Source organism: Bacillus sp. TH50 (assembly GCF_016650565.1).
GTDB classification, from domain to species: Bacteria; Bacillota; Bacilli; order Bacillales; family Bacillaceae_G; genus Bacillus_A; species Bacillus_A mycoides.
Window position 1 is genome coordinate 543,052 of the sequence record NZ_JAEKFM010000003.1, and the last position, 26,063, is coordinate 569,114.

Genomic DNA, 26,063 nt, shown 5'->3' on the forward strand with positions numbered 1-26,063 from the left:
ACTTTACACATTTTTTAAAAATAAAACTCTACTCCCGCCGTTCCCATCATAATTTGTATGTACGGATACACCTTCTATTTCATCATCCCCATCTTCAATTTGAAATCCGATTTCTTGATGAAATTCAATCGACTTTTTATTAACTGGTGACGTTATCGCTTTTACAACTTTACGGTTATTTGCACGAGCGACATCGAAGAAATAAGAATATAACGTCGATGCGATTCCTTTTCGTCTAAACTTCGGATTTACACCGATAAAATGAACGTACGCTTCATCTTTATGCGTTTGCGAAAAAAATCCACATAAGAAACCTAACGTTTTTCCATCTTCTTCAATGATAAAACTCGTTTCTTGAAAATGGACGAAAAACAACTTCGGCAACATACTAGCCATATCTCTTCCGCCCCACCAATCATTTAATACAGAATGAATCTTTACATAATCTTCCCCTTGAATGTTTCTTACTCGCATGTATTTCTCCCTCTCACTCACTTCATTTTTTCATATATTTTAATAACCGTTTCGACTAACAGAATGAATACCCAAATACCTGAAAATACAAGAACAGACTGGAATATCGATCCAATTATCATAAAACCAACTGCACCTGTTATTGAAAATGATATTCCACCAAGCCCTGGATCCTGTATAAGTGCTCCAGCAGAAAAAGCAGTTATAATAGATACCATTAAATAAATAACACTCATTATTTTTAATATTTTTATAGAAAGATACGAAGTTTGTTCTTGCTCCACTTGTGATAATTCGATTTCCCCGCTCGCAATTCCTTTTTGTAGACAATCTTCACACAAAAATTCTTCCTTTATTTTTTTACCCCCATGTATTGTACCCGTTATTTCTTTACACCTTGAACATTTTCGATTTATCATGTTGTTATCACTCCACTCCTATAAGATTATACTTATATAATTCTATATTTGTCTTAATATTCCTTTTATGTATTTTATAGAGAAAGGTCGTGTTTTATGATTTCGAAACTCACATTTGGTTATAAAAAACCTACTGTTCAGTATGTATTACGGCCAAGCTGTTATGCGGTTATTTTTGATCCAACTACTTCAAACATAGCTATCATTCAAAATGGAGAACGTTATTTTTTACCCGGTGGCGGTATGGAAGGTACGGAAACGAAAGAAGCATGTTTGCATCGTGAATTACTAGAGGAATTAGGTTGGGCGATTGAAATTGATCGTTATATCGGTAATGCAGCACGATATTTTTATGCCGAAAAAGAAGATACATATTATTTAAATGATGGGTTCTTTTACATTGTACAAAAGATACATGAAGTTGAAGTTCATGAAGAAGACAATATTTTACAATGGATGCCTCCATCGCTTGCTATAGAACATTTACTTCATGATCATCAAAAATTGGCTGTTGAACAAGCACTTTTATTACGAAATAAAAAATGATCTCCTTCTATATGAAAGAGATCATTTTTACTACTAACTTACTTTTTTCAAATTGAGAGCTGGCTTTTTGATTCCGCCTTTTTTTACAACATATAAACCGATAAAGATAATAAGACCGCCAACTAGTTGCATCATGTTTATTTGCTCTCCAATAGTTACAGCCGCAAAGATAACTGCGAACAATGGTACGAGATACATATAAACCATTACTTTCGTTGAGCCGATTTTACTAATACCGACATACCACATTGCAAGTCCGAAGATTGTCGCAAAGACGATTGAATATGCTAGTGATCCCCAGCTTGGCGTATCTACTGGCCACGTTAATGTATTTACGTTGAATAAACAGTATATAACGAGAGGTACAATTCCAATTAAAGTAGACCATGATGTGACTCTCATTGCGGAGTATTTTGTGATAAGTGGTTGCGCTAAAATGGGATACCATCCCCACGCAATTGCTGCGACTAATCCAATTAGATTTCCGAGCCACGCATACTCGTATGTAGCTCCTCCCGTATGACCTGTTAATAAAACGAATGCTGCACCAATAAATGCTACTATTGAACCAATTTGTACTTTCATCGAAAAACGTTCTTGTTTGTGCAATACTGCTAATATCCCTGTAAATATAGGTGACATCGCAATTAATAATGAGGCGTTCGTTGCTGAAGTATATTTTACAGATAGCATAAACATCGTTTGATACATTGCCGTACCAACGATACCGACTGCTACTAATCGTAACCAATCTTTTCTTTCAATACGTAATGAGCGTTCCATAATAAATGTAATAAGTAATAATACCGGTGATGCTACTAAAAATCGTAAACTATTAAATTGAATGGATGACATATATGCCACGCCATACTTTCCAATTGTATAATTTGCTCCCCATACTAATGCAACTGATACTAGGAGCCACTCCATTTGCCATCGTTTCATCCGAATCTCCCCTTCCCTATTTAGCATAGTAAAATTGGCTGGATATAACACCGTCCAATTGGCTGTTTTTTTACCCAGCCAATTTGTTATACTTAATGTATATAAGATTTGCGGAGGCGTTTGTATGGAATGGAAGCTAGATAACGACAGTAAAATCCCAATTTATCAGCAAGTTGTTGACTTTATTGAAAAACGTATTACATACGGAGAACTTCCCCCAGGTAGCTTCCTCCCTTCAGAACGGAAATTAGCTACGCAGTTAAATGTAAACCGAAGTACGGTAACAACTGCTTATAATGAACTACGTGCTATGGGAATTGTAGAAAGTACGACTGGTAAAGGTACACGTGTGAGTACACATATGTGGGGTGTTTCTCCAACATTAACGCCGAACTGGAGAGGTTTCGTAGAAGGCGGGACTTTCTTACCAAACTTACCGTTACTTCGCCATATTCGGGCAGAAGTACAACAAAATGAGAACATTATAGATTTCGCAAACGGAGAGCTCGGTTGTAATCTCTATCCTCACGATCAACTACAAACAATTTTGCGAGAACAACCGTTAACGCAGTCATTAAGTTACGATCATCCCCAGGGGTATCTCCCGCTAAGACAAGCGGTCGTAAAATATATGAAGGAATATTTAAAAGTTGAAGCGACCGAACAATCGATTATGATTACATCCGGTGCCCAACAAGCACTCCACCTTATCGTTCAATGTTTATTAAACCCAGGAGATGCAGTCGCTTTCGAAAGTCCTTCACACTGTTACTCATTACCACTATTCCAATCAGCAGGTATTCGTATTTTCCCATTACCTGTCGATGAACATGGTATTAATCCAGATGATGTGCAAGAGTTGTATAGAAAGCATCGTATTAAAATGATTTTTTTAAATCCAAATTTCCAAAATCCTACGGGAACAATGCTACATCCAAACCGTAGAAAAAAACTTTTATCACTTTGTGCGGACTTACGAATCGCGATCGTTGAAGATGACCCGTCCAGTTTACTTACGTTAGAAAATAAACAACCTTGCCCTACTTTAAAATCGATTGATGAAAACGGAACAGTCATTTATGTTCATTCCTTATCAAAAATGATTGCGCCAGGGTTACGAGTTGGCTGGCTTGTCGCTCCGCAGTCTGTCGTAGAGCGATTATCAGATGCGCGTCACCAAATGGAATTAGGAATGAGTATATTCCCGCAGTGGCTTATACAACAATTTTTCGAAACTGTACCATTTCAGTCGCATATCGTACCGTTACGAAAACAACTAGCAGAAAAAAGAGACATTATCGTTCGTGCCCTAAACGAGCAACTTCACGATAAAATCTCTTTCTCAAGCCCAACCGGTGGTATATACATATGGGGAAAATTAAACGAACCGATAAACGAAAAACAACTCATTATGCAAAGTTTAAAACAAGAAATTGCTTTTATGCCAGGTAGTATTTTCGGCGCGAAAGATGGTTATATTCGTTTATCTTATGGAAAAGTGAATATTAATCAAATTGAGGAAGGTATTTCTCGTTTGCGTGAGGCTATTTTAGTTTGTGAAAAATAACTTTAAATAAAGCTTTCTCGTTTGACAAAAGAAAAATCTACCATTATCATCAACTCGAACCTAGTTTTAGGAGTGATAAAATGAAAATTTACGTTGATGCAGATGCTTGTCCTGTAAAAGATGTGATTATTTATGAAGCTACGAATGCTGAAATTCCTGTTACCCTCGTTACTAGCTTTTCTCATTATTCTAATGCGGAACAGCCATCAGGAGTAGAAACAATTTATGTTGATTCCGGAGCGGATGCTGCGGATTACCGGATTATGCAGTTAGCAAAAAAAGAAGATTTAATCGTAACGCAAGATTATGGTCTTGCTTCGCTTGCTTTAGCAAAAGGCTGTATCGTTCTACACCATAAAGGCTATAAGTATACGAATGAAAACATTGAACAATTGTTACAAACACGGTATTTAAGTGCAATGGTTCGAAAAAGCGGTAAGCGTACAAAGGGACCGAAACCATTTACAGCAGAAGATAAAGAGAAGTTTAGAGTGCTCTTTAAAAGTATAATCGCACTTTAAAAATGAACCGTCTATTTGCAAGGAAAACTTCGCAAAACAAAGAAGAGAATATCCAAATGAACATTCTCTTCTTGAGGTTTACCTGTTTAAAATGAAGGTAAATTATCTAAGTTATTTTCCTTTATTCCATCAGGTTCACTACGTATAATATCTCTACCATACTTATGAAATACGTCCACATGAGCTAACTTCCCTGATTTTGCTTCATCAAGAGCAGTAATATAATCTAACTCTCTTCCGCTACTCGTTTTAAAAGCAATTAAATCACCTTCATCATTTTTACGAACGGCAACTATTTGTTCTGCTCCCGAATCGACTTCCTGGTCCTGGACTACTTCCAATTGAGCTTGCTCTTCTCCTTGATGTAAGTATTCATTATAAACTTTTTGAAAGTCTTTTTTATCCATAAAACTCACCTCCAAAATATTTTATTAGTATGTTTGGAAGGTATTGGTTTTATGTACTTCTTCCATCAAGTTCACAAAAATACACTCCCTCAAAAAGATAACCCGGATCATAATTTTTTCAATCTAATACAAATTCATTTTAGAATCCTATAAAGTATCTCTCAATTTAAGCTTAATTAAAGTGTTAATATTTTCCTAGTAATATTATAATTTATTTATATCGAAAAGAAATATGAAATGGAGAATGATTATGTTGAATATAGATATTAATCGTTTAACTGATATTTGTTTAGACTATCAGCAGTCTAGATTTTATGTTACTAGAATACCTAAAGATTTCTTATCAATTACAAATACACGTTTTTCTATACCAACAGATGACCAAATTATCGCTTTTTTAAGTTGTAATTTGTTTGGATCAGGAAAATATGGTGTTTACTTTACAAGTTCAGGTCTATACTGGAAAAATTGGCTGTTAGGTAAAGGACATATAAAATGGGATCAATTAAATAAAGTGCAACAAATTGAAATTGATAAAGATAGCTTTTTATCTTTTAATGCACAAAAAAGCTTTAATATTAACGGAAGTGATTATCCTCCACTGTTATTTAAAGAATTACTTATAACTCTTACAAATTCATTCCAAAATTCAAAGCAAAATGATATACATCCAGTTATAAAAGTTGATGAGATAAAATCAACCTGTTCTTTGTTTGAGACGTACAATGAATTATTAGAACCTGATAATGGGTTATTTGTAGACACTCATATTTCACACAAAAAATTAAAAGAAATTGGGGCACGATACATTGTTTCAAAAGAAGAAGAAATCATTGCTTTTTTAGATACATCTGTCCTTGGTAATTTGAGTAAAGGATCCGATGGAGTATTAATTTGTCAATCAGGTATATATTTTAGAGAAACTTTTGTACACTTGTATTTTCCATGGCATGTCTTTAGGAATATCCCTATTACTTTGACTTCAAATGAATTAGAAATAGGAAAAGGAAACATATTTCATCTTCAACATGCTAGAATGCCTAGTCAAGAGATTCTATTATTCATCAAGAATTTAAAACAGTATGTTAATAGTTTATATGAGGAAAATCCACAACTACATATTTAATACATTCGTTATTACATATAAGCTCGTGTATATTTAAGTCTAAAATTTCAATTCAACTAAAAAAAACCGATTATTTTTGTAGGGAACCTACAGGTATAATCGGTTTTTTAATCTTATTCTTTGCTTACATGCTCATTTATAATGGAATCTAGTGATAGACTAGATATTCTGCTTTTTTAATATCTACGCAATTTCTCCAAAGTCTCCAATATATCATCTGTAAAGGCTGTAATACCCTCTGTCTCTAAAACTCTGAAATATAAACTTCTTAAGAAAGATCTAATATTTTGTACTAAAATATCATGTTGAGGATGTGGGATATCTTCAACAATTGCTATACTATGTAGCCAATTGCTCCATTCTTCTTCAGTTAAAAGATTTTGGTTCCGTAACGACATAATTGGCGTTACTAATCTCTCATCCTCAAAGTGTATGTATACGTAGTCATTCAATCGAACCTTCTGACGAACAGCAGCTAGTATTGCATATGAAAACTCACGATTTTGTATTGTACGTGCTAAAGCATCTAGTGCATCTGCCGCATGTGCAGTAGAATGTGCCCAGCCTTTTCCTTCTACGTAACCTCTTACATCTTCTTCTAAATAGACATATTCCAGAACTTGTTCTGCTACACTGTACAGTTGTTCTTCAGATAACAATGGTTCTCTTTCATGAACAGATAAAATAAGTGGTGGAATTAAAACAGAGAACGCACGTTTAAAAACAGAATCTGTGCCCTTTTCACCAATTTTATAAAATAAATAGTCAGGACTAATTGCTTGTAACATTAATCCTCGTAATTCTTTTTGTCTAAATACATCATTTGTAATCCATGTGTGAAGCGTACTATATATCAAATCATCACGTAATTCAGCATCAGGTGATCCGATATAATCTAGCATCCACTGTGCATATGGATATGCGTCTACGTCTTCTGGCACAGCATAATTATTATTTTGAATTTGTTGTAATTCTTCTTTTAGTTCTAGTACTTCTGTCATTATATTCCCTATCCCCTTTTTACGTTTTTTAACTTATTTTCGCCTTATCCCCTGTAATTTCCCTCATAAAATTAAGTCGACTTTTAATATAGTTTTAGTCCCTATCTTTCTATGAACTTGATTCAATTATATAAATTTCTCCCGAGAAATAAAAGGAAATACATTGGAACACCAAAGCTTCTCACTTTGTTTACATGCATTTCATGTAAGTTTAAGTTATAAAATAAAGTATTTTTTTCATTTGTATTCAAACGTATTTACAATCAAAAATTAAATCATTTTAGAACTTGTTTAATAAACTCTGTTTTAGCTTTTGTGTATGCTTCTCTATCTTGGTTATATCTTTTAGCTAAATCTTGTTTCAGATTTGAATAATCATAAACTAATTGTGGATTTTCTCGTAAGCGGTTACGAAATAAAAGTTGTTGCTCCCATCGCTCAGTTCCTTTAACCATTAAATGCAGGTGAGCTACACGCCTATTATTCTTCACTTTCACAAAGAACCTTCTCCAAGGTCTTTCATCTAATTCCGGGCCTACATAATGCCAATCATATATAGACAATTTTGCTGAAATATCGAGCACTCTATCAAATGAGTCTGTTTCAGCCATTAGATCAATGATAGGTTTTGCAGGTAAACCAGGTATGGATGTACTGCCTATATGTATTACTTTGCTAATACCGAGAGGAGTAAGCAGTTCATAAAGTTGTTGTTCTTCACATCGTCCTTTATCTTGCCAATCAGGATTTGCATTAACTATCTCTACTGACTCATTCGCTCATACAGGCCAATCGTTCGGATTATCTTTTTTATCCACCCAACACATCCCCTTTCACGAACTTTTTGCTATATAAACGATTTTAAATTCATTTAAATACAACTACCGGATCATCAAAATTACTATTCTGAAATATGACATTCGCACATTCTTTCGGATTATGCTCATCTATATACATCTTACAAGCTGCATGATATCTGTTTATAAACATTTTCTCTGCTTCTTCATAACTTCCAAAAGCCTCAGTCTCGCGCTCTGCACCACGGTTTCTCGCAATCTCAAAATCTGTATCTACGAAAATTTTATAGTCAAATAGATACTCAATTTCTTTTTTCAATAAAAATGTTCCATCTACTATTAGCACCATATTTGGCGAGGCCACTAGCGGCGTATTATGTACAGGGATGTCCGTTATTAAGTTATGAGAAATCGTTTCATACTGTAAATTCCCGTTAGGTCCTAAAGGCTTTAATAGCCTTTCTTTAAAAGAGGTATAATCGTGTGCATCTTCATAATACCCTCTTGCAGACTCTTTTCCTTGTGCATAACGAATCACTCTCGGGTTATGAAAATCGTCAATGCTGGCGCGTGTTACTTGTACTCCCCGATTTTTCATTTCCTCTGCCAGTTCGTTTGCAAATGTTGTCTTTCCTGAAGCTGTTATACCATTTACTCCAACTCTTATTGGATGGGTTAATTTTAACGTTAAAATATGATCAGCAATTTCTTTCATGTATTGTTTTCGGAGCATGACATTCCCTCCTGTATATTGTTTACATAATATAATTGCAGTAAATTAATTTTATCGCTATTTGTTGGTAAATCGATATATTAAAAAAATCGTTGATATATTTTAAGTTATGATAGATATATTTTTATTGATTTATATTTTCCTTATTTCCCCTTAAAACCTCGATATAAAGCAGTCCGTAATTCTTGTTTGTATTCTTCAATTTCTGGCATATCGAGTTCTTCTGCTAGTCTGATGGCTAGTTCAATATCATATGGTACACGTACGAGTTGAATCGAAAAGCTTGCTGCTTCTTTTTCATTGTATGTTCCTTCAAAAATTAAATAGGAAGCTTGTGTAATTTCAAGTGGATTACCTACACTACCAGCATTACATAACGTTTTCCCTCTAAAATTTTGCACATACGCCTGATGAACGTCACCGTAACAAACGACATCTGGTTTTCTTTCCCCTTCTATATTCTCTGTGAGCTCACTATTTTCGAACATACTAATACGCTCTTCTCTTGTTGCATGTGGTTGAATTCTTTCATATAAACTTCTTGGTGAAGCGTGGAACATACGAATCAGTTTCCCACTCATACAAAACTCGATTGAAAATGGTAAGCTTCTTAAATACTCATTTTGTTCTTCTGACAATTGTTTTTGATGCCATTTTAACGCTTCAAATTCAGTCGGTTTTGTAATGAAATCATCCCAGTTTCCCATTACGGTTCCTTCACATTCTTTACGAACGATTTCAATTACTTCGCTAGAATGCGGACCTTTTCCTACTAAATCTCCAAGACAAATAATACGTTCAATTCCTCTTAATTTAATATCTTTCAGTACTGATTCTAATGCCGGAATATTACCATGTATATCTGAAATTACCGCAATTTTATCCAAATGAATCCCTCCGTTATTTATTGTTTATTATATCCTCATGTTGTGATTGATACCATTTTGGAATATAAGATGAAAAATGATTATGATCTTCTATAATTCGGTTCAATCTTTCTTTCATATCCTCTACTAAATGTGGTGTAGTTCGGTTTGTCCATACGATATCCGCTGGGAATGTCATCGCTGCATATAATGAATACAGTTTCCAAAAGCGGATTGACGGATCGCCTCCGCAATAACCGTGAACTTGTCCAACCGCAAATGGTTTGCTTATTCTTGTAGTAAAAATCGCCACATTATAAAAATCGTGTATTGGATCGCCAAAATCAATAACGATAAACTCTTTATTGTCAATCATACTATTTGCTGGGTGGTAATCATCGTGTAAAAATGTGATAGGCCGATTTTTCAATAAGTCTTTATGATTTTCTACAAAGGTGAATACTGGCTTCAAATCCAGAAAATTCACCTCATAATCTGCTAATGCCTCTATGTACCTTTCATACTTATTCCACCTAGATATTTCCCATTTATTACTTGCACTTTCTCTTTCTATCGAGTGAATTCTCTTTAATATTTCTCCTGCTTTTCTTCCTGCATTATACTGTTCTGCCACCGATAGCTTGCTTAAGCTCTCTTCACCATTTACACCTTGGGTCCATTCAAATACTTGAACACATTTATTTAATTCCTCAAGTTTTATGAAATGAATTAACTTCGGCGTTGGAATATGTAATAACTCCAATTGTTTCATATACATATATTCTTCTTGTTTTCGTTCATAATTAGCAGAATCACACACTTTTACAAAATAAGTTTCTCGATTCTCTAGGTCAATTTTATACTTCTCTTCATGTGAAAAACCTTTTGTAATTGCTGTACATTTTACAATACGTGACCACTCTAGTTTTCTTTCTATCTCTCTTAACATTTCTTCCACAAAACTCACCTCTATCAATATACGAACAAACTACCTAACACTTCATACTCTCGGTTATTTTCCCCTTTAAACTCCACTGCAAATGGATATTCGCCATGATGCTTCAAACGTTCTAGTACTAGCCCTTCTCCAACTGGTTCACAAAACTGCACATGAACATCACCAAACGATACACTTTGACACTCAGCATTCCATTCTTCATTTTGTATGATTGAATTTGCAGTTAGCTCCATTACTTCTTTCCATTTCCGCACTGTTTCTCGAACATTCTTCACCGTATAATGAATCGTTTCAACTTCTTGTACTTTATTTTTATGTTCAGTGATCGTCCCTATTTTACGTAAATCGTTTCTTCTTTCTTCATCCGTTTCATTCCACTGTATAAAGAATGGTAATTTCGGTCCATTCTCTTCTTGCTTTACAAATAACATTTTCCATTCTAAAAGCCGGCCATCTTTTCTCATCCGTTTCCCTTCAAATGGTCCTATCGTATGTAAGCCGTGCTTACTAAATTTAACTGCTAGTTCTTCAATTGCATCTGTTCGAATTGCGATTTGTAGCATCCCTTCTCCATTTTTTAATTTCACCACTGTTTCTTGTACTAATGGATTTTCTGCTTCTTTCGCTTTTTCTTCATGCTGAACTGCTAAAAATTCTATATATGATAAATCAAAATAACATAAACTATTCCAAGTACCCCAAGTCGTATGCTCACCGCCTAATGCAGTATGAAATCCATGTTCCTGCATTTGTTTTGCTGCTTCCTCCGGTGTACAATGCACTGCGTGAACGAGATGATCAAATGCTAACATAGTCTTTCTCCCCTTTCTCTCCATCCTTTTATTGTATATTTTATTTTTCTTTCGTTCAATTCAAAAAACTTTAAAACCCAGTTGATTTATACGATTAATGTGTATTATAATAAAACAAATTTAATTATTGCTGATTGGAAAAACCAAAGGCACTTTTCTCATACGGGAAAAGTGTCTTTTTCATTTATTATTACAGGGGGATTATTTATGCAGAAATTAATTGTCTTTGCTATTATTGGATTTTTCGCTCAATTGATTGATGGCGCACTTGGTATGGCGTACGGGGTAACGTCTACCTCACTATTATTAATGTTTGGTATCGCACCAGCTGTAGCTTCCGCATCAGTTCATTTAGCTGAAGTCGTTACAACCGCCGCTTCTGGTGCATCTCATATCAAATTTGGAAACGTTGATAAATATACAGTTTCCAGACTTACATTACCAGGAGCAATTGGCGCATTTATTGGGGCATGTTTTTTAAGCAATTTACCTGGTGATGTAATTAAACCGTACATTTCCATATTTTTATTTACTTTAGGGGTTTATATTTTATTACGATTCATCATTCAAAAACAAATTGTTTCTTCAAATAAGCGTATGTCTGCTAAACAACTTGTACCACTCGGTCTGTTCGCAGGATTCGTTGATTCAACTGGCGGTGGTGGCTGGGGACCTATTACGACACCCGTTCTACTTGCAAAAGGAAATGATGCTAGAAAAGTTATTGGATCTGTAGATACGAGCGAATTTCCTGTTTCACTCGCTGCAACAATCGGCTTTTTCATCTCACTTGGCTGGGAACAAATAAGCTGGGTTTGGGTATTTGCCCTCATGCTTGGTGGTATTGTTGCCGCACCAATCGCCGCATGGTTAGTACGCATCGTTCCTTCTCATTTACTTGGCGTACTCGTTGGCGGACTTATTATCTTTACGAATATTCGTACATTACTTACATCATTTAAAGTTGATCCAACTATTATTACACTTTCTTACGTTGCAGTTGGTCTTGTCGTTATTATATCTATTTTTATTGCTGTTCGTAATCATTCCAATCGTTCTAACGTATCGACAGCCGGCTATCCGAAAGATCAAAAACAAATGCTACCATAATTAATAATAATACCGCCCGATTTACTTCGAGCGGTATTTTTTATTTTTCTATTTTCCAATTGACCATCGTTTCAGTACTATTTACTCTTTTCATATGTAATTTCTCTAAGACACGAATAGAGCTATAATTATCAAGGATTGTCTCCGCTATAATCGTTTCCACTTCCCCTGTTTGAAAAGCCCATTTCATTAATTCACTAACTGCTTCTGTTGCATACCCTTTATTCCAATATTTCCGGGTAAATCCGTAACCAATTTCTACCGTATGTTGCTCATTCGGTTTCCCTTTAAATCCTATATCACCTAGAACCACATCATCCTCTTTCCGAATAACATACCACGGTCCCCACGGTAATGAAGCCGCATCTCGTTTCATATTTTCTATATGTCCTACAATATGCGGACCACTATTGTATCCTTGATTATCCGCAATTTGAATCCATTCTTCTGTACACGGTACTATATATAATCTTTCCGTTTCTAATTTCATAATGATATCCCCTTTTCAATTAAACAATACCTCAATTTTATCAGAAATAAAAAGAATATTCATTCTATTTATCGAATTTATACTTATTCTTTGAAACGAATTTAAGGAATAATCCCCTTCTGATAGTTATGTCGAATTATATTTTCTGAATTTTCTTTTAATTTTAAAGGGTTTTTCAATATTTTTTGCGAAACATTTGTATAACAATTTTTTCTTTGCTTATTGCTACATAATAGTAGGTTCGGGTGGAGTTTTGCAAGCGTTTCCTATACAATAACCGATATTTTTTGACTTTTCCTAACAAAATTCCTTGCAATATATTCAGAAAGTCATTACAATTGCCATATATTAAATATCTTAGCAATATATAAATCCTCATCAATCCGATGAGGTAGAGGTTGCGATTTTTAAAAGTAAAATGGACGAGACACAGCGAATGTCACTGACTCCGTTTGAAAGGAAAAGTTGCCGAAGTTTATATTTCTTCTCTGGAAATATGAGCTGGGGCTGTCTCCGAAAGGAACAGAACTGTCACGTTTACAAAATTACCGTGTAAACGTGGTGTGCTATCTTAACGGAAGGGTATGATGGGGTGGTTATTTGTGAAACGTTCCGCCTAATTCCTTTGGCGGTTTTTTGTATTTTTCTCCCCCGCTCCTTCCTAACCTACAAGAAAAGGAGTGTTGAACATGAATAGCGCAACAAATCAATCTACCTCTAAAACGCAAACTACACAAGGACAAGGTGAATTAAAACGCGGATTAAAATCTCGTCACCTTACGATGATTTCTCTCGGTGGTACAATCGGTACCGGATTATTTCTTGCCAGTGGTGGTGTTATCCATTCAGCTGGTCCTGGCGGTGCATTAGTCGCATATGCCGCAATTGGAATTATGGTTTATTTTTTAATGACAAGCTTAGCAGAACTCGCGGCTTACATGCCTGTTACTGGATCTTTTAGTACTTATGCAACAAAATTTGTTGATCCATCACTTGGTTTTGCACTTGGATGGAACTATTGGTATAACTGGGCGATTACGATTGCAGCTGAACTAGCGGCCGTAACATTAATTATGAAATTTTGGTTCCCAGATACCCCTTCTCTTATTTGGAGTGGACTTTGTTTAGCTATTATTTTTCTCTTAAACTATTTATCTGTTAAAGGTTTTGGTGAATCTGAATATTGGTTCGCACTTATTAAAGTAGTTACTATTATTATCTTTTTAATTGTCGGTTTTATGATGATTTTTGGAATTATGGGCGGCGAATCTGTTGGCTTTAAAAACTTCACTGTTGCAGATGCACCATTTAATGGCGGCATCATGGCAATTATCGGTGTATTTATGGCTGCTGGTTTCTCATTCCAAGGAACTGAATTATTAGGAGTAGCTGCTGGTGAAACTGCTGATCCAGAACGCAATATTCCGAAAGCAATTCGTTCTATCTTTTGGCGCATTTTATTATTCTATATTTTAGCAATTCTCGTTATCGGTTTATTAATTCCTTATACGACTGAAAGCCTTGCAGCAAGTGATGTTACAGTAAGTCCATTTACACTTGTATTTGAAAAAGCGGGCGTTGCCTTCGCTGCTTCTGTTATGAACGCTGTTATTTTAACTGCAGTACTTTCTGCTGGTAACTCTGGAATGTATGCATCAACTCGTATGCTTTGGGATTTAGCTCGCCAAGGAAAAGCACCAAAGTTCTTAGGGAAATTAGATAGCCGCGGTGTACCTGTTAACGCATTAATCGCAACATCAGTAGTTGGTAGCGTCGCTTTCATCGCTTCTTTATTCGGTGACGGTGTTGTATACATTTGGTTATTAAATGCTTCAGGGATGTCAGGATTTATTGCTTGGGTAGGGATTGCTATTAGTCATTACCGTTTCCGTAAAGCTTATATTGCACAAGGGAAAGATTTGAAAGATTTACCATATCAAGCGAAATGGTTCCCGTTCGGTCCAATCTTTGCATTTACACTTTGTGTTATTGTTATTTTAGGTCAAAACTACGGAGCATTTACAGGAGCATCTATCGACTGGAACGGTGTACTCGTTTCTTACATCGGTTTACCACTCTTCTTAGTACTATGGTTAGGTTATAAATTTACTAAGAAAACGAAAGTCATTCCACTTGATAAATGTGAACTGAAATAAAGTAAAACGAGCAAACAAAATTGTTTGCTCGTTTTTTTAATGCAATGCTTCTCCCTTCCCTATTTCTCCTGTTTTTGCAATAATAGAGGAAATATAAATAAAGGTTGGGATTACATGAACATTCGTATTACTGATGAAGCAAAAGCAGCTATACATAGACTAGTACGTGAAGACAAAAAGATCATTCGCATTAGAGGAACTATGACAAACTCTTGCAGTATTTTCGTTGATGTCGATTTAATTTGGGATACATATAATGCGGATGATGTTGTATATGAAGATGCGGAGCTTATCGTACAAATGGATTCATTCACGACAGATTACACTGGTGATACGGTGAAACTTGATTATAAGACGACAGGTTTTAGTATTACGACTCCTAGTGAGACTTTGGTGTATGGATTGTCGATTAAAAAATAAACATTGTTTTTATCCGACCAATGGGGTGAAAAAATGGGCAAATATGTTCCGTTAAAATTTTTATTTAACAAAGAATTAGCAGAAAAAATGGCTGATTCTATTTGTAAACACGATCCTAATTTCTCTAAAAGAAACTTTGTATCTACCGTAACATATAAAGTTGAAAATTTAGAGTTAAAGCAACGTATAGAAGTAATAGCAGATGAATTACACAATGCATTACAAAAAGATTTTAATGAAGCAATACATATATTACTGAAAACATTAGGACCAGAAAATACAACAGAAGTCGGCACATTTACAAAGGGTTATATGTATATGCCTATCGCAAAATACGTTGAAAAATATGGACTTAACGATTTTGAATCCTCATTCAATGCAATGTATGAAATAACAAAAAGAAATACTGCTGAATATGCCATTCGTCCTTATCTTGAAAAATACCTTGAAGAAACCTTAGACATATTGCAGCAATGGTTACGTGATGAAAACAGCCACATCAGGAGATTAGTTTCAGAAGGTACTAGACCAAGACTTCCTTGGGCAAAAAAAATAGGAGCTTTGAAAGGTGACTTCAGAAATAATTTAAAACTTCTTGAGCCATTAATGAATGACCCTTCTAAGTATGTTCAAAAATCTGTAGCCAATCACATTAATGATATTACGAAGGAAGATAACGAACTCGTTTTTCAATGGTTGCAACAATTACTCGATAAAAACCATCCTGTTAATCCTTGGATTATGAAACATGGATTAAGAACGATGATAAAAAATGGCACTTTACCAAAAGATTTTTGTTTTTAAGTATTTGTAAAGAAAGCAACAATCTATATAAAAACAGCTAATAATAAAAACGTTTATACTTCATTTGGAAGTATAAACGTTTTTTCTTTTAAACATTAACCCTGCCTTAAAATCTTATGAAATATTTCCGGTTTATGTTGATCAAAAGCATCTATTAATTCTTTTCCAAATATCGTTATACTCTCCTCCCACGGATGCCCTAAATAGCCCCACTTAAAATCCTTCTGAATAAAGAAATAATAATCTCCATTTGGAAAAATCGGGATTGTCCACTCATCAAATTCATTTCTATCAAACTTTAAATGTGGATTTACCCAGTAACATTCATGTTGCCAATCAAGTGCCATTATATATTCATTCGATACCGTATTCTCTTTAAAAACTAGTAATGCTTTTTCTTCCAGGTCGTCATATACATCTAAATCTACCGACTCTCTGAAGTAATGAGAAATATCATATGTTATAAAGGGACTTGGCACCTTAAATGATGGGAATGTAGAATCACTTGGCGAAAACTCAAAATCACTATATACCCTATCCCATATTTGGTCGTACTCTTTGTCTGTAAACTCCATCCAATTTTTCATTAAACAACTGCCTTCCCCTATAATTTCAAAGGATTTTCACTCGATACTCCCGAATATATAAATAACCATTCTCGTAAGGAGCTAATTTATATGAATCTATTCGAACACGAAACATAAAACCGTTCCACTTTAATAAGAGGTCCTCCCTTTTTCTTTTCTTACTATATCATTTATTAACGAAATAGGAGGGCAACAATATGAAACGTGATCCATTATTTTCAGCACTATTAGAAAGTGCAAAGACTAACTTTAGCGGCTGGGATTTCTCTTTCATTTCAGAAACTGGCCGTATGAATAGCGAGCCCCTATCATGGTCATACGGTAGCACTGCTTTCCAGCTTATGCAACGTGCAAAATCAATGCTAGATATGGGGACTGGTGGCGGAGAGTTTTTATCTATGTTACAACCGTTCCCGTCAACTATTTATGCGACTGAGGGCTATGCTCCGAATGTCCCAATTGCACGAAAGAAATTAGAACCTTTAGGAGTTATAGTCGTAGAAGTGACTGATGATACTGCTTTACCATTTCAAGATGGTCAGTTTGATTTAATTGTGAATCAACATGAATCCTATTCTGCTTCTGAAGTGAAAAGAAGTCTTTCCATTAATGGAACATTTCTTACACAACAAGTCGGTGGTCTTGATTGTGCGGAACTGAATGAGCAGTTTGGCACACCGCTGAATAGCGAATTTTCAAGTTGGTCACTCGAAACGGCATGTAGTGAATTGAGGAAAAATGGATTTACTATTTTAGAAGCGAAAGAAGAATTCCCTCTTCAGCGTTTTTATGATGTCGGTGCTGTTGTCTATTACTTGCAAGCAATTCCGTGGCAAATTCCTGATTTTACAGTAGAAAGCTATAACGAGGAATTATATCGCATACATGAGATCATCTTGCAAAAAGGATATTTCGATGTGAAGCAACACCGCTTTATTATTAAAGCAAATTATGAAGAGTAAAATTTGAATTAGCATTCCTTGTAAAAAGCCAAATTCCCATAAAGAATTTGGCTTTCTCTTCGTATTTTAACGTTTCTTCTCTTATTGAGAAACGAGATATTTTTCATATCGTTTTTTCGTATTATCTTCTATCAAAAGTGTAGTTTTGTAATCAATAATATTCCGATTATCATATATGAATATATGCTCTAAATTGTTGTCCTCACTTAATAATGTCGGTAAATATCTTTGCAAATTGCTAACTACACCTCTATTATCACCATCTAATATCCAATCAATTGACTTCCATTCTAATATACCTTCATGAGTGCTTACTGGCGTATCAATATGTACTCCATCTGGTAAATCAGCTAGGAATACATACATTCCCTCACTACCCAAAGGTTCGTCTTTAACTTTAAAAATAACATTCCCTTTATACGTTACACTTGGAAGCTCTATTCCTGTTTCCTCAAAGGTTTCTCTAATGACTCCTTCATATGGCGTTTCATACTCTTCTATTTTCCCTCCGACACCATTCCACATTCCCATTGTCGGCTTCTTGTTTCTATTTAGTAAAAGTATTCTATCTCCTTTTCTAATGAAGCAAATTGTGTACTTATACATACGATCATTTCCTTTCATTTACATCTTCTTTTGCAAGCAATTCATTTTCCACATGTGTTATTTGGCTTATTTTCACGTGAAAACACTCGCCTTATAATCCCTTACCACATAATATATAGTACAACTTTCATACGTAAACTCTTTACGTATGAAAGAATCCTTTTTAGAAAGGAGAATTCAAAATCGATAACATTAGTAGCGAATTTCTAAAACAATATTACGACAGCAACGTTTGGTTACATGGTACACACTGGTTCGGGGTTCCAATCTGCAAACTTCCTTCTGATCTCTTTTTATATCAAGAAATATTATACGAATTAAAGCCTGATTTAATTATTGAATGCGGAACTTTTCACGGTGGTAGTGCACTGTTTTTAGCTTCTATGTTAGATTTAATTGGAAAAGGTCACGTACTTACTATCGATATAACTCCGCAACCAAATCGGCCATCCCATAATCGAATTACGTATTTAACAGCTTCATCTGTTTCTGTACAGGCCGTCCAATCAATATTAAGTATGCGCAAACCTGATGATGTGATTTTAGTTATTTTAGATTCTGATCATAGTAAAGAACATGTATCGAAAGAACTCTTACTTTATAAATCTATTGTAACCACTGGCAGTTACATTATTGTAGAAGATACAAGTATTAACGGAAATCCTCTCCTTCCTGATTGGGGACCTGGCCCAATGGAAGCTGTGGAAGAGTTTTTAACTAAAAATAGCAATTTCATAATCGATGAATCTAAACATAAGTTTTTCATATCATTTAATCCAAAAGGTTTTTTAAAGAAGATAAAGTGAAACTTTAATCAGTGGGGGAGTTTTGTCCATCCCCCACTGATTATTAGCCTTCACCAATCGGGCTTTTACGGGCAGTTGATCTCCCACCTAACTTCTTTGCCCCAGCTGAATTTTAAAGTGGGAGTCTTACTGCCCGTTAATGCGGGATAAAGTGAAACTTTAATAAGTGGGGTTTTGTGAATCCCCACTTATTTTATGATTTTCATTTTCGAAAAAGGATAGTACACAAATTCCACTTTTCCTATTATATTATCTTCTTCAATATATCCTAAACCATTTCGACTATCCTTACTTTGTTCACGATTGTCTCCCATTACAAATAACTTATTTGGCGGAATCTTTGTCTTTTGAAAATTATAAAACACTTGTGTATTGTTATATAAATCTTTATTTATATAAGGTTCATCTTGCTTTTTGTCATTTACGTATACAGTTCCATTCGTTATGTTAATTACGTCACCAGGAAGCCCTATTACACGTTTCACATAATATTTCGAATCATCCTCTTCCTTAATAATGACGATTTCTCCGTGCTGTAAGCTAGAAAAATGTACCGCAGCTTTATTTACAAATACGTAGTCTTCTTCATGTAAAGTTGACTGCATTGATTTTCCTTCCACTTTACATAAAGTGAAAGACTGGTACGTTACTACTAGGACAAATATAAATAGTATGTACTTTCCCCAACCTCTCTTATTCTCCTCTTTCATATCCATTCCCACCTTATCAAAACACTTTTTAACTCAAAAATATATCACTGCACCTGTTCATTTGCGCAGTGATATACTACAATTTGAATTTTTTACTGTGCCTTACTCGGCTATTGTGTTACTGGGACTGGACTTACACCCGATCTCTGCGTTTTTAAATCAAAATATGCATCCAAAACCTCTTTACCAATTGCAGAATTAATACCTGATTTATCATTATTTACCCATGGCACAACAACAGAAAAAGCAACTTCCGGATCAGCATCATATGGCGCATACCCGGCGAGAGTTAAATTATAACATTTTTTTCGATAGTTGTTTTCATCTCTTCCAATATCACTTTCTCCACCGTACACTGTTTCTGCTGTCCCAGTTTTCCCAGCCGGTTTATAAGGTAATCCTTTAAAAGTTCCAGCACCGGTCCCATCTACCTCTTGGAAAACTCTTCTAAACCCTTCTTTCACATGATTTATATATGAAAGATCCATATCCACTCGATTTAACACGACTGGTTCCATCGATTGCATAACTTTCCCGACTTCCTCTGGTCTATTCGGTTGCTCTCTAATTTCTTGTACAATTTGTGGTTTCATTCGGTAACCACCATTTGCAATCGTTGACATATATTGCGCAAGCTGAAGCGGCGTATATGTATCATATTGTCCAATGGCATAGTCAAGTAAAAAACCAGGTATATTATCTGTTCTACCCATTTGACCAATCGATTCATTTGGAAGGTCAATACCGGTTGGTACACCTAAACCAAATTGTCTAAAGTAATAGCGCATTTTATTGAATGTTTCTTGCCTAATATCTAACGGATTGTTTGGTACATAATCAATCCCCGCAATCTTTAACGCCGTATTAAACATGTAGACATTGGATGAAACTTGCAATGCTCTTAAATCATCAATATCTCCAAAGTCTTTCCACGATTTCTTCGGCTTCGAACTTCCTTTAAAGTACATTGGTGCATCAAAGAAATGCGTATATGGCTTAATAGCTTCTGTTTGATATCCCGCTAATACCGTAGCTCCTTTCACCGTTGATCCTAACTCGTAAGAACTTATCATTGTTCCTAAAGCGTAGTCTTCTATTTGCATCCCGCCATCTTTATTTACAATTTTCTTTCCTGCTAATGATAGAATTTGACCATTTTTCGGATTCATCATAACAACGAATGCACGATCCATCATCGGTTCAGAAGAATGAAATGCCCTTAAATTTCTTTCAAGACTTTCCTCCACCTTTTTCTGTAAATCCATATCAACTGTTAACATTAAATTATTTCCACTTTTTCCTTTTGTCACTTTTTCAGTCCGAATAATATTTCCAGCTTTATCCGTAATATTTTTAGACTGTTCTTTCGTTCCATGTAGCACATCTTCGTATTGTTTTTCGATGTAACTCTTACCAATACGATCATTTCGGTTATAATCTCGCACTAAATAATAGTCTAATTGCTCCCTTGGTAATCCCTCATTCTCAGTAGAAACACTACCAAGTACAGAACGTAGTATTTTGTCATTTGGATATTCTCGCTCCCAATCCACAGTCGTATCTACGCCTGGCAAGATCGATAATCTTTCACTCACTACTGCATATTCATTTTGACTTACATCTTTTTTGACGATTTGTGGCGTCATTTTATATCCCGCATTCATTTTGCTTTTAATTGCTAGTACTTCTATATCCTCTTTCGAAAGCTCGTTTAATTCTTCTTGTGTAATTCTTTCTCGTCTCAACTCTTCTACTTTCTTATCTAAGTCTTTCCCTTCTATTTCCTGCTTCCTAAATTTACTCTCATCTTCTTTCGTTACTTTTGTTGCTGCGCGTTTTTCATTTAACTGCATCCAAAAGTCTTTTTTATCTGTCTCTGTTAACTTGTCCATATCTTCTTGCGGCATTTCAATTAGCTGTGCTAAATTTCTTGCCACTATTAAAACCTCTTTTGAGTCCACTCCTTTCATCTTCGTATATGTAACAGTTCGTAACGGTTTATTATTTACAATAACTTTCCCTTCCCGGTCAAACATCTTCCCTCTCGGAACTGGAGTACTCACCGTTACATCTTCCTTTTTATTCACTTCATTTCGATACGTTTCTCCGTCAATGATTTGTACTTTACCTAATTGAATAATAATAGCTGAAAATAAAAGAAAAACGATAAAAAATAGTACATTTAACCGAAACGGAATATGAGTCTTTTTCTTTTTCGACTGTTTCTGTTTCTCCTTTTTTCGTCTCATTTTGCTCCCTCACTTCATTCTATTAACATTTCTACGCATGAACCATTATGTATTAAATTTATTTATATGCTATATATAGAATTTTATATTAATTACAAAAGAAATAAAAGATTTAATTTTCAGTTTTTGTTTTTCTCATCCTATTTATTACCATTCCCCTTATACGCAATAACATGAATATAATTCATACAAAAAAACTGAGGTGGACATCATTCACCTCAGTTTCTTTACGAAAACAAAAACTTATTTAATCGAAGATAACCCTTTGGCAAATTCACCAATCTTATTTTGAAAAACAAAATCAAAATTGTATTCTTGCCCTGTTAACTCTTCATTTACTAAAATTGTTGATGCTCCTACTTCTCTCTTTGCGATTTCTGGGAATGAAGCGACAGGTTGCACTTTTAATGACGTTCCCATTACGAGAAGTACATCTGTTTCATATAAACGTTTTATTGCATTTTGATATTGTGGCAGTGTATCTCCGTATAAAACAACATCTGGGTTTAGAATGAAATTACACTTCTCACAGCGCGGTACTTCATGATCAATCATATATTGTAAATCATATCCCGTTTTACACTTCGGACAATGCGCAGTTTGAAGTGTTCCATGTAAATCAATTACATGTTTACTACCACCTACTTGATGCAAACCATCAATATTTTGCGTTAAAATCGTTATGTCTTTCCCTTGTTCTTCTAGCTCCGCTAAAAAGCGATGCCCGCGATTTGGTTTATATTGATGAAACGTATTAATTTGAAAGATTTCTTTATAATGCTTCCAAAACTCTTTCGGATTTCTATTATAATAGCCTCTCGACAAATACATCTCTACATTCGCATCAGCATATAATCCATTTGCTGAACGAAAATCAGGGATTCCACTTTCTGTGCTTGCACCAGCACCTGTTAACACTGTAATTTTCTTTGCTTTTTCTAATATCGAACGTACTTCCTCATATTGCACAAAAATCACCTCTATGTATATTCCTATACTTATTATACCAGTTGTTTACAGTAGGTGTTGTACAATTCATTTTACTTACTTCATTGCATGAATTAACCCCCAACTTTTTTGGGTGTAATTAAAGTTTCAAAGATAACTACTGTTCAATTAAGTCAACAATATACGTAGCATTCTTAGTAGCTAAAGCACTCTCACAATCAATTCTGGATTGTTTAGAGGTAGATTCAGTGAAAGGTGTGTCTAATGAGCAAATGACGATTTTTCAATTCATTTAGAAAGCAGCCAGAAGGCTGCTTTTCTTCATCGATGGGCTTAGATAGTTATGGACTACTGGGAGCCTCTTAAATTATACTTGTATAATATAAAAAATTAACAAGGGGTAATATTAACATTATGAAAGAAAAAAACGAACTTGTTCAAAGTATTCCTCAAACAGGATTTTTTGGGCATCCAAAAGGATTATTCTCTTTATTCTTCACTGAGTTTTGGGAAAGGTTTTCTCATTACGGAATGAGAGCTATTTTACTGTATTATATGTACTATTCAGTCACAAAAGGTGGATTAGGAATTGAACAATCTACCGCAACCTCGATAATGGCAATTTACGGTTCCTTACTGTTCATGTCTAGTATTATCGGTGGATGGATATCGGATCGTTTATTTGGTCCAAGTAAAACCGTATTCTTTGGTGGCGTTTTAATTATGATTGGCCATCTTATTTTAGCTTTACCGGGTAGTAAAAGTGCGTTATTTATCTCTATGGTCTTCTTAGTTCTAGGAACAGGGTTGTTAAAGCCTAACATATCGAACATCGTAGGAAGTTTATACAGTGAAACAGATGCGCGTCGTGACTCAGGGTTCAGTATATTCTACATGGGTATTAACTTAGGTGCCTTACTTGCACCTTTAATTGTCGGAACATTAGGTCAGCAATATAATTTCCACCTTGGTTTTGGAGTTGCGGCAATTGGTATGGCAATTGGGTTAGGGGTATTTGTTGGAACAAAACAGAAAAACCTTGGTCTAGTCGGTACGCAAGTACCTAATCCATTATCAGATTCGGAAAGAAAAAAGACTATTAAGTATTTCAGTGTTGGTCTAGTTGCATTAACATTGCTAGGTGTGGTTACAATTCCAACTGGGTTGTTAACTATAAATCGTTTTACATTCCTGATTAGTATCTTAGGGATTGTTATTCCAACCTATTATTTCATTTATATGTATCGTAGTCCTAAAACAACAAAAGTAGAGCAATCTCGTCTTCTTGCGTATATACCACTCTTTATTGCAGCTACAATATTTTGGTCTATACAAGAACAAGGTGCTATTATCTTAGCGACATACGCGGATCAACGAACTCAATTACAGTTCAATGGAATTACATTGCATTCCGCTTGGTTCCAATCATTAAGTCCAATCTTTATCGTAACGCTTGCCCCGATTTTTGCATGGGTTTGGATAAAGTTAGGCAAGAAGCAGCCTTCAACGGCAAAAAAATTCGCTATTGGATTGCTATTTGCAGGTTTATCATTCTTAGTTATGATTATTCCGGCTTTAATCAACGGTACTCACTCTTTAGTGAATCCTATGTGGTTAGTCCTTAGCTTCTTTTTAATTGTAATTGGAGAAGTTTGTTTATCTCCTTCAGGGTTATCAATAACGACGAAGCTGGCTCCAGCTGCTTTCTCTTCGCAAACCATGAGCTTATGGTTCTTATCAACTGCGTCTGCGCAAGCAATAAATGCCCAAGTTGTTAAATTATATAATCCTGCAACAGAAGCAATTTACTTTGGTATTATTGGTGCTATCTCCATTTTAGTTAGCATCCTGCTGTTTACATTATCATCAAAAATCCAAAATTTCATGAAGGGACTTCAATAACGGTCTCTTATTGAAATGAACAAATACAAGTTTCTATGTGAAGAGTAGCCAAATGGGTTACTCTTTTTTGTAAAAGTTAGATAAATATCGCATTCTTACCGTACTTATATTTAAATTTATCAGTTTTGAAAAATCATAGTACAATTAACAATTCTGATGATTATCTCTTACCCAGTTATACTTTACTAATGGAAAAAAATTCACTCTGTTTGTTTTACATAAAAATGGTGTGATATTTTTATCACACCATTTTAAAATCATTACTTTGTATGTCTTTGAGTTTATCAGAACTTAACTTTTTATCCATTCATATAGACGAAAATTCTACATCATTAAGAAACTATTTAAAAAGTTCCCTTTTATTTGGAACAATTCCATATTTGTTAGAATACTCCCATTGCAACCTTTCCCTTTATATTCTATACTGCATCTTCAATTACAAAATACAAACACACAAAGAGGGCTGCATCAGCCCTCTTTAATCTACTATTATTTAATGCGTCGTACCCCCAATTTCCACAATATCCACCTCAACTTCCATCGCTACCTCAATTGCCAATTCTATACCTTTACTAATAGTAGAAAGTGACATACTCGGTTGACCTGGATAGTTGCTCGCTTGTTCTGGTAAGAACGGAATATGAACAAATCCGCCTTTTATTTTCTTATCATTCTTCTCTAGTTCGTGCATGAGTCCATAGAATAAATGATTACAAACGAATGTGCCTGCAGTTTGTGAAACAGATGACGGTATACCTTCTTCGCGAAGTTTTTTCACGATTGCTTTCATCGGAAGTGTAGACCAATACGCAATAGGGCCTTCTTCTACAACCGGCATATCCACCGGCTGATTCCCTTCATTATCAGCAATTCTTGCATCATCAATATTAATTGCTACACGCTCTATCGTAATATCTGGTCTGCCCCCAGCTTGTCCAATACATATAATCATTTCAGGCGACAACTCTTCTATATACTCTTTTAATACTCTTATTGATTTATGAAATACGGTTGGAACTTGTTTACTAATAATCTTGTACTCTCCGATTGTTTTTTCATGCAAACTTTTTGCGACTTCCCAAGCTGGGTTGATACTTTCTCCCCCGAACGGATCAAATCCTGTTACTAATACTGTTTTCAT

General features: G+C 34.9%; 28 protein-coding genes and 1 riboswitch. Of the genes, 11 read left to right on the forward strand and 17 right to left on the reverse strand.

All coding sequences use genetic code 11. The annotated features are described in order from the left end of the window. Positions 1-3 precede the first annotated feature (3 nt). Positions 4-474, reverse strand: a complete 471-nt coding sequence (locus JFU23_RS02890; protein ID WP_002032934.1) for a GNAT family N-acetyltransferase — start codon at positions 472-474, stop codon at positions 4-6. Between the two features lie 17 nt (positions 475-491). Then, the gene (locus JFU23_RS02895) at positions 492-893 is read right to left on the reverse strand and encodes a DUF3980 domain-containing protein (RefSeq protein ID WP_201031311.1); all 402 of its coding nucleotides are present in this window, start codon (positions 891-893) and stop codon (positions 492-494) included. 96 nt (positions 894-989) lie between these two features. Between JFU23_RS02895 and JFU23_RS02900 the strand changes: the two genes are divergently transcribed. Further along, positions 990-1,439 carry an NUDIX hydrolase gene (locus JFU23_RS02900; protein WP_201031312.1) on the forward strand — a complete coding sequence of 150 codons (450 nt, stop codon included), beginning with the start codon at positions 990-992 and terminating at the stop codon, positions 1,437-1,439. Positions 1,440-1,472: 33 nt separating this feature from the next. Here JFU23_RS02900 and JFU23_RS02905 read toward each other — a convergent pair whose 3' ends face one another. After that, positions 1,473-2,384 carry a DMT family transporter gene (locus JFU23_RS02905; RefSeq protein WP_201031313.1) on the reverse strand — a complete coding sequence of 304 codons (912 nt, stop codon included), beginning with the start codon at positions 2,382-2,384 and terminating at the stop codon, positions 1,473-1,475. Positions 2,385-2,508: 124 nt separating this feature from the next. Between JFU23_RS02905 and pdxR the strand changes: the two genes are divergently transcribed. Together pdxR and JFU23_RS02915 are read left to right on the forward strand one after the other, a co-directional pair. Beyond that, positions 2,509-3,951, forward strand: coding sequence for a MocR-like pyridoxine biosynthesis transcription factor PdxR (pdxR, locus tag JFU23_RS02910; RefSeq protein WP_201031314.1), 1,443 nt, complete (start codon positions 2,509-2,511; stop codon positions 3,949-3,951). An 80-nt stretch (positions 3,952-4,031) separates the two neighbouring features. Further along, complete coding sequence (locus JFU23_RS02915) at positions 4,032-4,472, forward strand: YaiI/YqxD family protein (RefSeq protein WP_016101131.1); 441 nt, start codon at positions 4,032-4,034, stop codon at positions 4,470-4,472. A gap of 86 nt (positions 4,473-4,558) precedes the next feature. On the opposite strand, the gene JFU23_RS02920 is transcribed toward JFU23_RS02915, so the two are convergent. After that, on the reverse strand, positions 4,559-4,879 hold the full coding sequence (locus JFU23_RS02920) for a DUF3892 domain-containing protein (RefSeq protein ID WP_201031315.1): 321 nt from the start codon (positions 4,877-4,879) through the stop codon (positions 4,559-4,561). Between the two features lie 250 nt (positions 4,880-5,129). On the opposite strand from JFU23_RS02920, the gene JFU23_RS02925 reads away from it, so the two are divergent. Next, positions 5,130-6,005: a hypothetical protein gene (locus JFU23_RS02925; RefSeq protein WP_201031316.1), complete on the forward strand. Its 876-nt coding sequence runs from the start codon at positions 5,130-5,132 to the stop codon at positions 6,003-6,005. A gap of 176 nt (positions 6,006-6,181) precedes the next feature. Here the strand turns inward: JFU23_RS02925 and JFU23_RS02930 are convergent, their stop codons facing one another. The 6 genes from JFU23_RS02930 to JFU23_RS02955 all read right to left on the reverse strand — a co-directional run bounded on the left by JFU23_RS02930 (position 6,182) and on the right by JFU23_RS02955 (position 11,172). Further along, a complete protein-coding gene (locus JFU23_RS02930) occupies positions 6,182-7,006 on the reverse strand; it encodes a DUF2785 domain-containing protein (protein ID WP_201031317.1) in 825 nt (274 codons plus the stop codon). A 275-nt stretch (positions 7,007-7,281) separates the two neighbouring features. After that, on the reverse strand, positions 7,282-7,767 hold the full coding sequence (locus JFU23_RS02935; protein WP_307838474.1) for a GrpB family protein: 486 nt from the start codon (positions 7,765-7,767) through the stop codon (positions 7,282-7,284). Between the two features lie 106 nt (positions 7,768-7,873). Continuing rightward, the gene (locus JFU23_RS02940) at positions 7,874-8,536 is read right to left on the reverse strand and encodes an AAA family ATPase (protein ID WP_201031318.1); all 663 of its coding nucleotides are present in this window, start codon (positions 8,534-8,536) and stop codon (positions 7,874-7,876) included. A 143-nt stretch (positions 8,537-8,679) separates the two neighbouring features. After that, the gene (locus JFU23_RS02945) at positions 8,680-9,423 is read right to left on the reverse strand and encodes a metallophosphoesterase family protein (protein ID WP_085311792.1); all 744 of its coding nucleotides are present in this window, start codon (positions 9,421-9,423) and stop codon (positions 8,680-8,682) included. Between the two features lie 13 nt (positions 9,424-9,436). After that, positions 9,437-10,360, reverse strand: a complete 924-nt coding sequence (locus JFU23_RS02950; protein WP_201031319.1) for an aminoglycoside phosphotransferase family protein — start codon at positions 10,358-10,360, stop codon at positions 9,437-9,439. A gap of 14 nt (positions 10,361-10,374) precedes the next feature. Beyond that, positions 10,375-11,172, reverse strand: coding sequence for a VOC family protein (locus JFU23_RS02955; protein ID WP_201031320.1), 798 nt, complete (start codon positions 11,170-11,172; stop codon positions 10,375-10,377). 207 nt (positions 11,173-11,379) lie between these two features. Between JFU23_RS02955 and JFU23_RS02960 the strand changes: the two genes are divergently transcribed. Continuing rightward, positions 11,380-12,282 (forward strand): sulfite exporter TauE/SafE family protein, encoded by a 903-nt coding sequence (locus JFU23_RS02960; protein ID WP_201031321.1) that lies wholly within the window; start codon positions 11,380-11,382, stop codon positions 12,280-12,282. 40 nt (positions 12,283-12,322) lie between these two features. Here the strand turns inward: JFU23_RS02960 and JFU23_RS02965 are convergent, their stop codons facing one another. Next, positions 12,323-12,772 (reverse strand): GNAT family N-acetyltransferase, encoded by a 450-nt coding sequence (locus JFU23_RS02965; protein ID WP_201031322.1) that lies wholly within the window; start codon positions 12,770-12,772, stop codon positions 12,323-12,325. A 384-nt stretch (positions 12,773-13,156) separates the two neighbouring features. Next, positions 13,157-13,349, forward strand: a riboswitch (Lysine riboswitch). A 112-nt stretch (positions 13,350-13,461) separates the two neighbouring features. On the opposite strand from JFU23_RS02965, the gene JFU23_RS02970 reads away from it, so the two are divergent. The 3 genes from JFU23_RS02970 (at position 13,462) to JFU23_RS02980 (ending at position 16,152) form a co-directional block, all read left to right on the forward strand. Next, entirely contained in the window at positions 13,462-14,928 is a 1,467-nt protein-coding gene (locus JFU23_RS02970) for an amino acid permease (RefSeq protein WP_002013597.1), read from the forward strand. Positions 14,929-15,042: 114 nt separating this feature from the next. After that, a complete protein-coding gene (locus JFU23_RS02975; protein ID WP_002127979.1) occupies positions 15,043-15,348 on the forward strand; it encodes an iron-sulfur cluster biosynthesis family protein in 306 nt (101 codons plus the stop codon). A gap of 33 nt (positions 15,349-15,381) precedes the next feature. Beyond that, positions 15,382-16,152, forward strand: a complete 771-nt coding sequence (locus tag JFU23_RS02980; protein ID WP_201031323.1) for a DNA alkylation repair protein — start codon at positions 15,382-15,384, stop codon at positions 16,150-16,152. Between the two features lie 95 nt (positions 16,153-16,247). Here JFU23_RS02980 and JFU23_RS02985 read toward each other — a convergent pair whose 3' ends face one another. Next, a complete protein-coding gene (locus JFU23_RS02985) occupies positions 16,248-16,739 on the reverse strand; it encodes a DUF2716 domain-containing protein (protein WP_061688493.1) in 492 nt (163 codons plus the stop codon). 197 nt (positions 16,740-16,936) lie between these two features. On the opposite strand from JFU23_RS02985, the gene JFU23_RS02990 reads away from it, so the two are divergent. Beyond that, positions 16,937-17,701, forward strand: a complete 765-nt coding sequence (locus JFU23_RS02990; protein WP_201031324.1) for a class I SAM-dependent methyltransferase — start codon at positions 16,937-16,939, stop codon at positions 17,699-17,701. 81 nt (positions 17,702-17,782) lie between these two features. Here JFU23_RS02990 and JFU23_RS02995 read toward each other — a convergent pair whose 3' ends face one another. Further along, positions 17,783-18,307, reverse strand: coding sequence for an NUDIX hydrolase (locus JFU23_RS02995; RefSeq protein ID WP_002190054.1), 525 nt, complete (start codon positions 18,305-18,307; stop codon positions 17,783-17,785). A gap of 182 nt (positions 18,308-18,489) precedes the next feature. Between JFU23_RS02995 and JFU23_RS03000 the strand changes: the two genes are divergently transcribed. Then, positions 18,490-19,113 carry a cephalosporin hydroxylase family protein gene (locus JFU23_RS03000; protein ID WP_080118273.1) on the forward strand — a complete coding sequence of 208 codons (624 nt, stop codon included), beginning with the start codon at positions 18,490-18,492 and terminating at the stop codon, positions 19,111-19,113. 188 nt (positions 19,114-19,301) lie between these two features. Here the strand turns inward: JFU23_RS03000 and lepB are convergent, their stop codons facing one another. The 3 genes from lepB to JFU23_RS03015 form a co-directional block, all read right to left on the reverse strand. Continuing rightward, positions 19,302-19,823: a signal peptidase I gene (gene lepB / locus JFU23_RS03005; protein ID WP_201031325.1), complete on the reverse strand. Its 522-nt coding sequence runs from the start codon at positions 19,821-19,823 to the stop codon at positions 19,302-19,304. Between the two features lie 110 nt (positions 19,824-19,933). After that, positions 19,934-22,072: a peptidoglycan D,D-transpeptidase FtsI family protein gene (locus JFU23_RS03010; protein ID WP_201031326.1), complete on the reverse strand. Its 2,139-nt coding sequence runs from the start codon at positions 22,070-22,072 to the stop codon at positions 19,934-19,936. Positions 22,073-22,315: 243 nt separating this feature from the next. Beyond that, positions 22,316-23,041: an NAD-dependent protein deacylase gene (locus JFU23_RS03015; RefSeq protein ID WP_201031327.1), complete on the reverse strand. Its 726-nt coding sequence runs from the start codon at positions 23,039-23,041 to the stop codon at positions 22,316-22,318. Between the two features lie 393 nt (positions 23,042-23,434). On the opposite strand from JFU23_RS03015, the gene JFU23_RS03020 reads away from it, so the two are divergent. Next, entirely contained in the window at positions 23,435-24,922 is a 1,488-nt protein-coding gene (locus tag JFU23_RS03020) for a peptide MFS transporter (protein ID WP_201031328.1), read from the forward strand. 493 nt (positions 24,923-25,415) lie between these two features. On the opposite strand, the gene pcp is transcribed toward JFU23_RS03020, so the two are convergent. Beyond that, a complete protein-coding gene (gene pcp / locus JFU23_RS03025) occupies positions 25,416-26,063 on the reverse strand; it encodes a pyroglutamyl-peptidase I (RefSeq protein ID WP_016101119.1) in 648 nt (215 codons plus the stop codon).

Bases quoted from the DNA above. Each gene is read 5' to 3' on its own strand.
- JFU23_RS02940 (WP_201031318.1), bottom strand. From the start codon at position 8,536: ATGCTCCGAAAACAATACATGAAAGAAATTGCTGATCATATTTTAACG.
- JFU23_RS02915 (WP_016101131.1), top strand. From the start codon at position 4,032: ATGAAAATTTACGTTGATGCAGATGCTTGTCCTGTAAAAGATGTGATT.
- JFU23_RS03020 (WP_201031328.1), top strand. From the start codon at position 23,435: ATGAAAGAAAAAAACGAACTTGTTCAAAGTATTCCTCAAACAGGATTT.
- JFU23_RS02960 (WP_201031321.1), top strand. From the start codon at position 11,380: ATGCAGAAATTAATTGTCTTTGCTATTATTGGATTTTTCGCTCAATTG.
- JFU23_RS02955 (WP_201031320.1), bottom strand. From the start codon at position 11,172: ATGTTAGCATTTGATCATCTCGTTCACGCAGTGCATTGTACACCGGAG.
- JFU23_RS03010 (WP_201031326.1), bottom strand. From the start codon at position 22,072: ATGAGACGAAAAAAGGAGAAACAGAAACAGTCGAAAAAGAAAAAGACT.
- JFU23_RS02925 (WP_201031316.1), top strand. From the start codon at position 5,130: ATGTTGAATATAGATATTAATCGTTTAACTGATATTTGTTTAGACTAT.
- JFU23_RS02990 (WP_201031324.1), top strand. From the start codon at position 16,937: ATGAAACGTGATCCATTATTTTCAGCACTATTAGAAAGTGCAAAGACT.
- JFU23_RS02980 (WP_201031323.1), top strand. From the start codon at position 15,382: ATGGGCAAATATGTTCCGTTAAAATTTTTATTTAACAAAGAATTAGCA.
- JFU23_RS02920 (WP_201031315.1), bottom strand. From the start codon at position 4,879: ATGGATAAAAAAGACTTTCAAAAAGTTTATAATGAATACTTACATCAA.
- lepB (WP_201031325.1), bottom strand. From the start codon at position 19,823: ATGAAAGAGGAGAATAAGAGAGGTTGGGGAAAGTACATACTATTTATA.
- JFU23_RS02975 (WP_002127979.1), top strand. From the start codon at position 15,043: ATGAACATTCGTATTACTGATGAAGCAAAAGCAGCTATACATAGACTA.
- JFU23_RS02890 (WP_002032934.1), bottom strand. From the start codon at position 474: ATGCGAGTAAGAAACATTCAAGGGGAAGATTATGTAAAGATTCATTCT.
- JFU23_RS02900 (WP_201031312.1), top strand. From the start codon at position 990: ATGATTTCGAAACTCACATTTGGTTATAAAAAACCTACTGTTCAGTAT.
- JFU23_RS02930 (WP_201031317.1), bottom strand. From the start codon at position 7,006: ATGACAGAAGTACTAGAACTAAAAGAAGAATTACAACAAATTCAAAAT.
- JFU23_RS02970 (WP_002013597.1), top strand. From the start codon at position 13,462: ATGAATAGCGCAACAAATCAATCTACCTCTAAAACGCAAACTACACAA.
- pcp (WP_016101119.1), bottom strand. From the start codon at position 26,063: ATGAAAACAGTATTAGTAACAGGATTTGATCCGTTCGGGGGAGAAAGT.
- JFU23_RS02965 (WP_201031322.1), bottom strand. From the start codon at position 12,772: ATGAAATTAGAAACGGAAAGATTATATATAGTACCGTGTACAGAAGAA.
- JFU23_RS02895 (WP_201031311.1), bottom strand. From the start codon at position 893: ATGATAAATCGAAAATGTTCAAGGTGTAAAGAAATAACGGGTACAATA.
- JFU23_RS02985 (WP_061688493.1), bottom strand. From the start codon at position 16,739: ATGAAAAATTGGATGGAGTTTACAGACAAAGAGTACGACCAAATATGG.
- JFU23_RS02905 (WP_201031313.1), bottom strand. From the start codon at position 2,384: ATGAAACGATGGCAAATGGAGTGGCTCCTAGTATCAGTTGCATTAGTA.
- pdxR (WP_201031314.1), top strand. From the start codon at position 2,509: ATGGAATGGAAGCTAGATAACGACAGTAAAATCCCAATTTATCAGCAA.
- JFU23_RS02995 (WP_002190054.1), bottom strand. From the start codon at position 18,307: ATGTATAAGTACACAATTTGCTTCATTAGAAAAGGAGATAGAATACTT.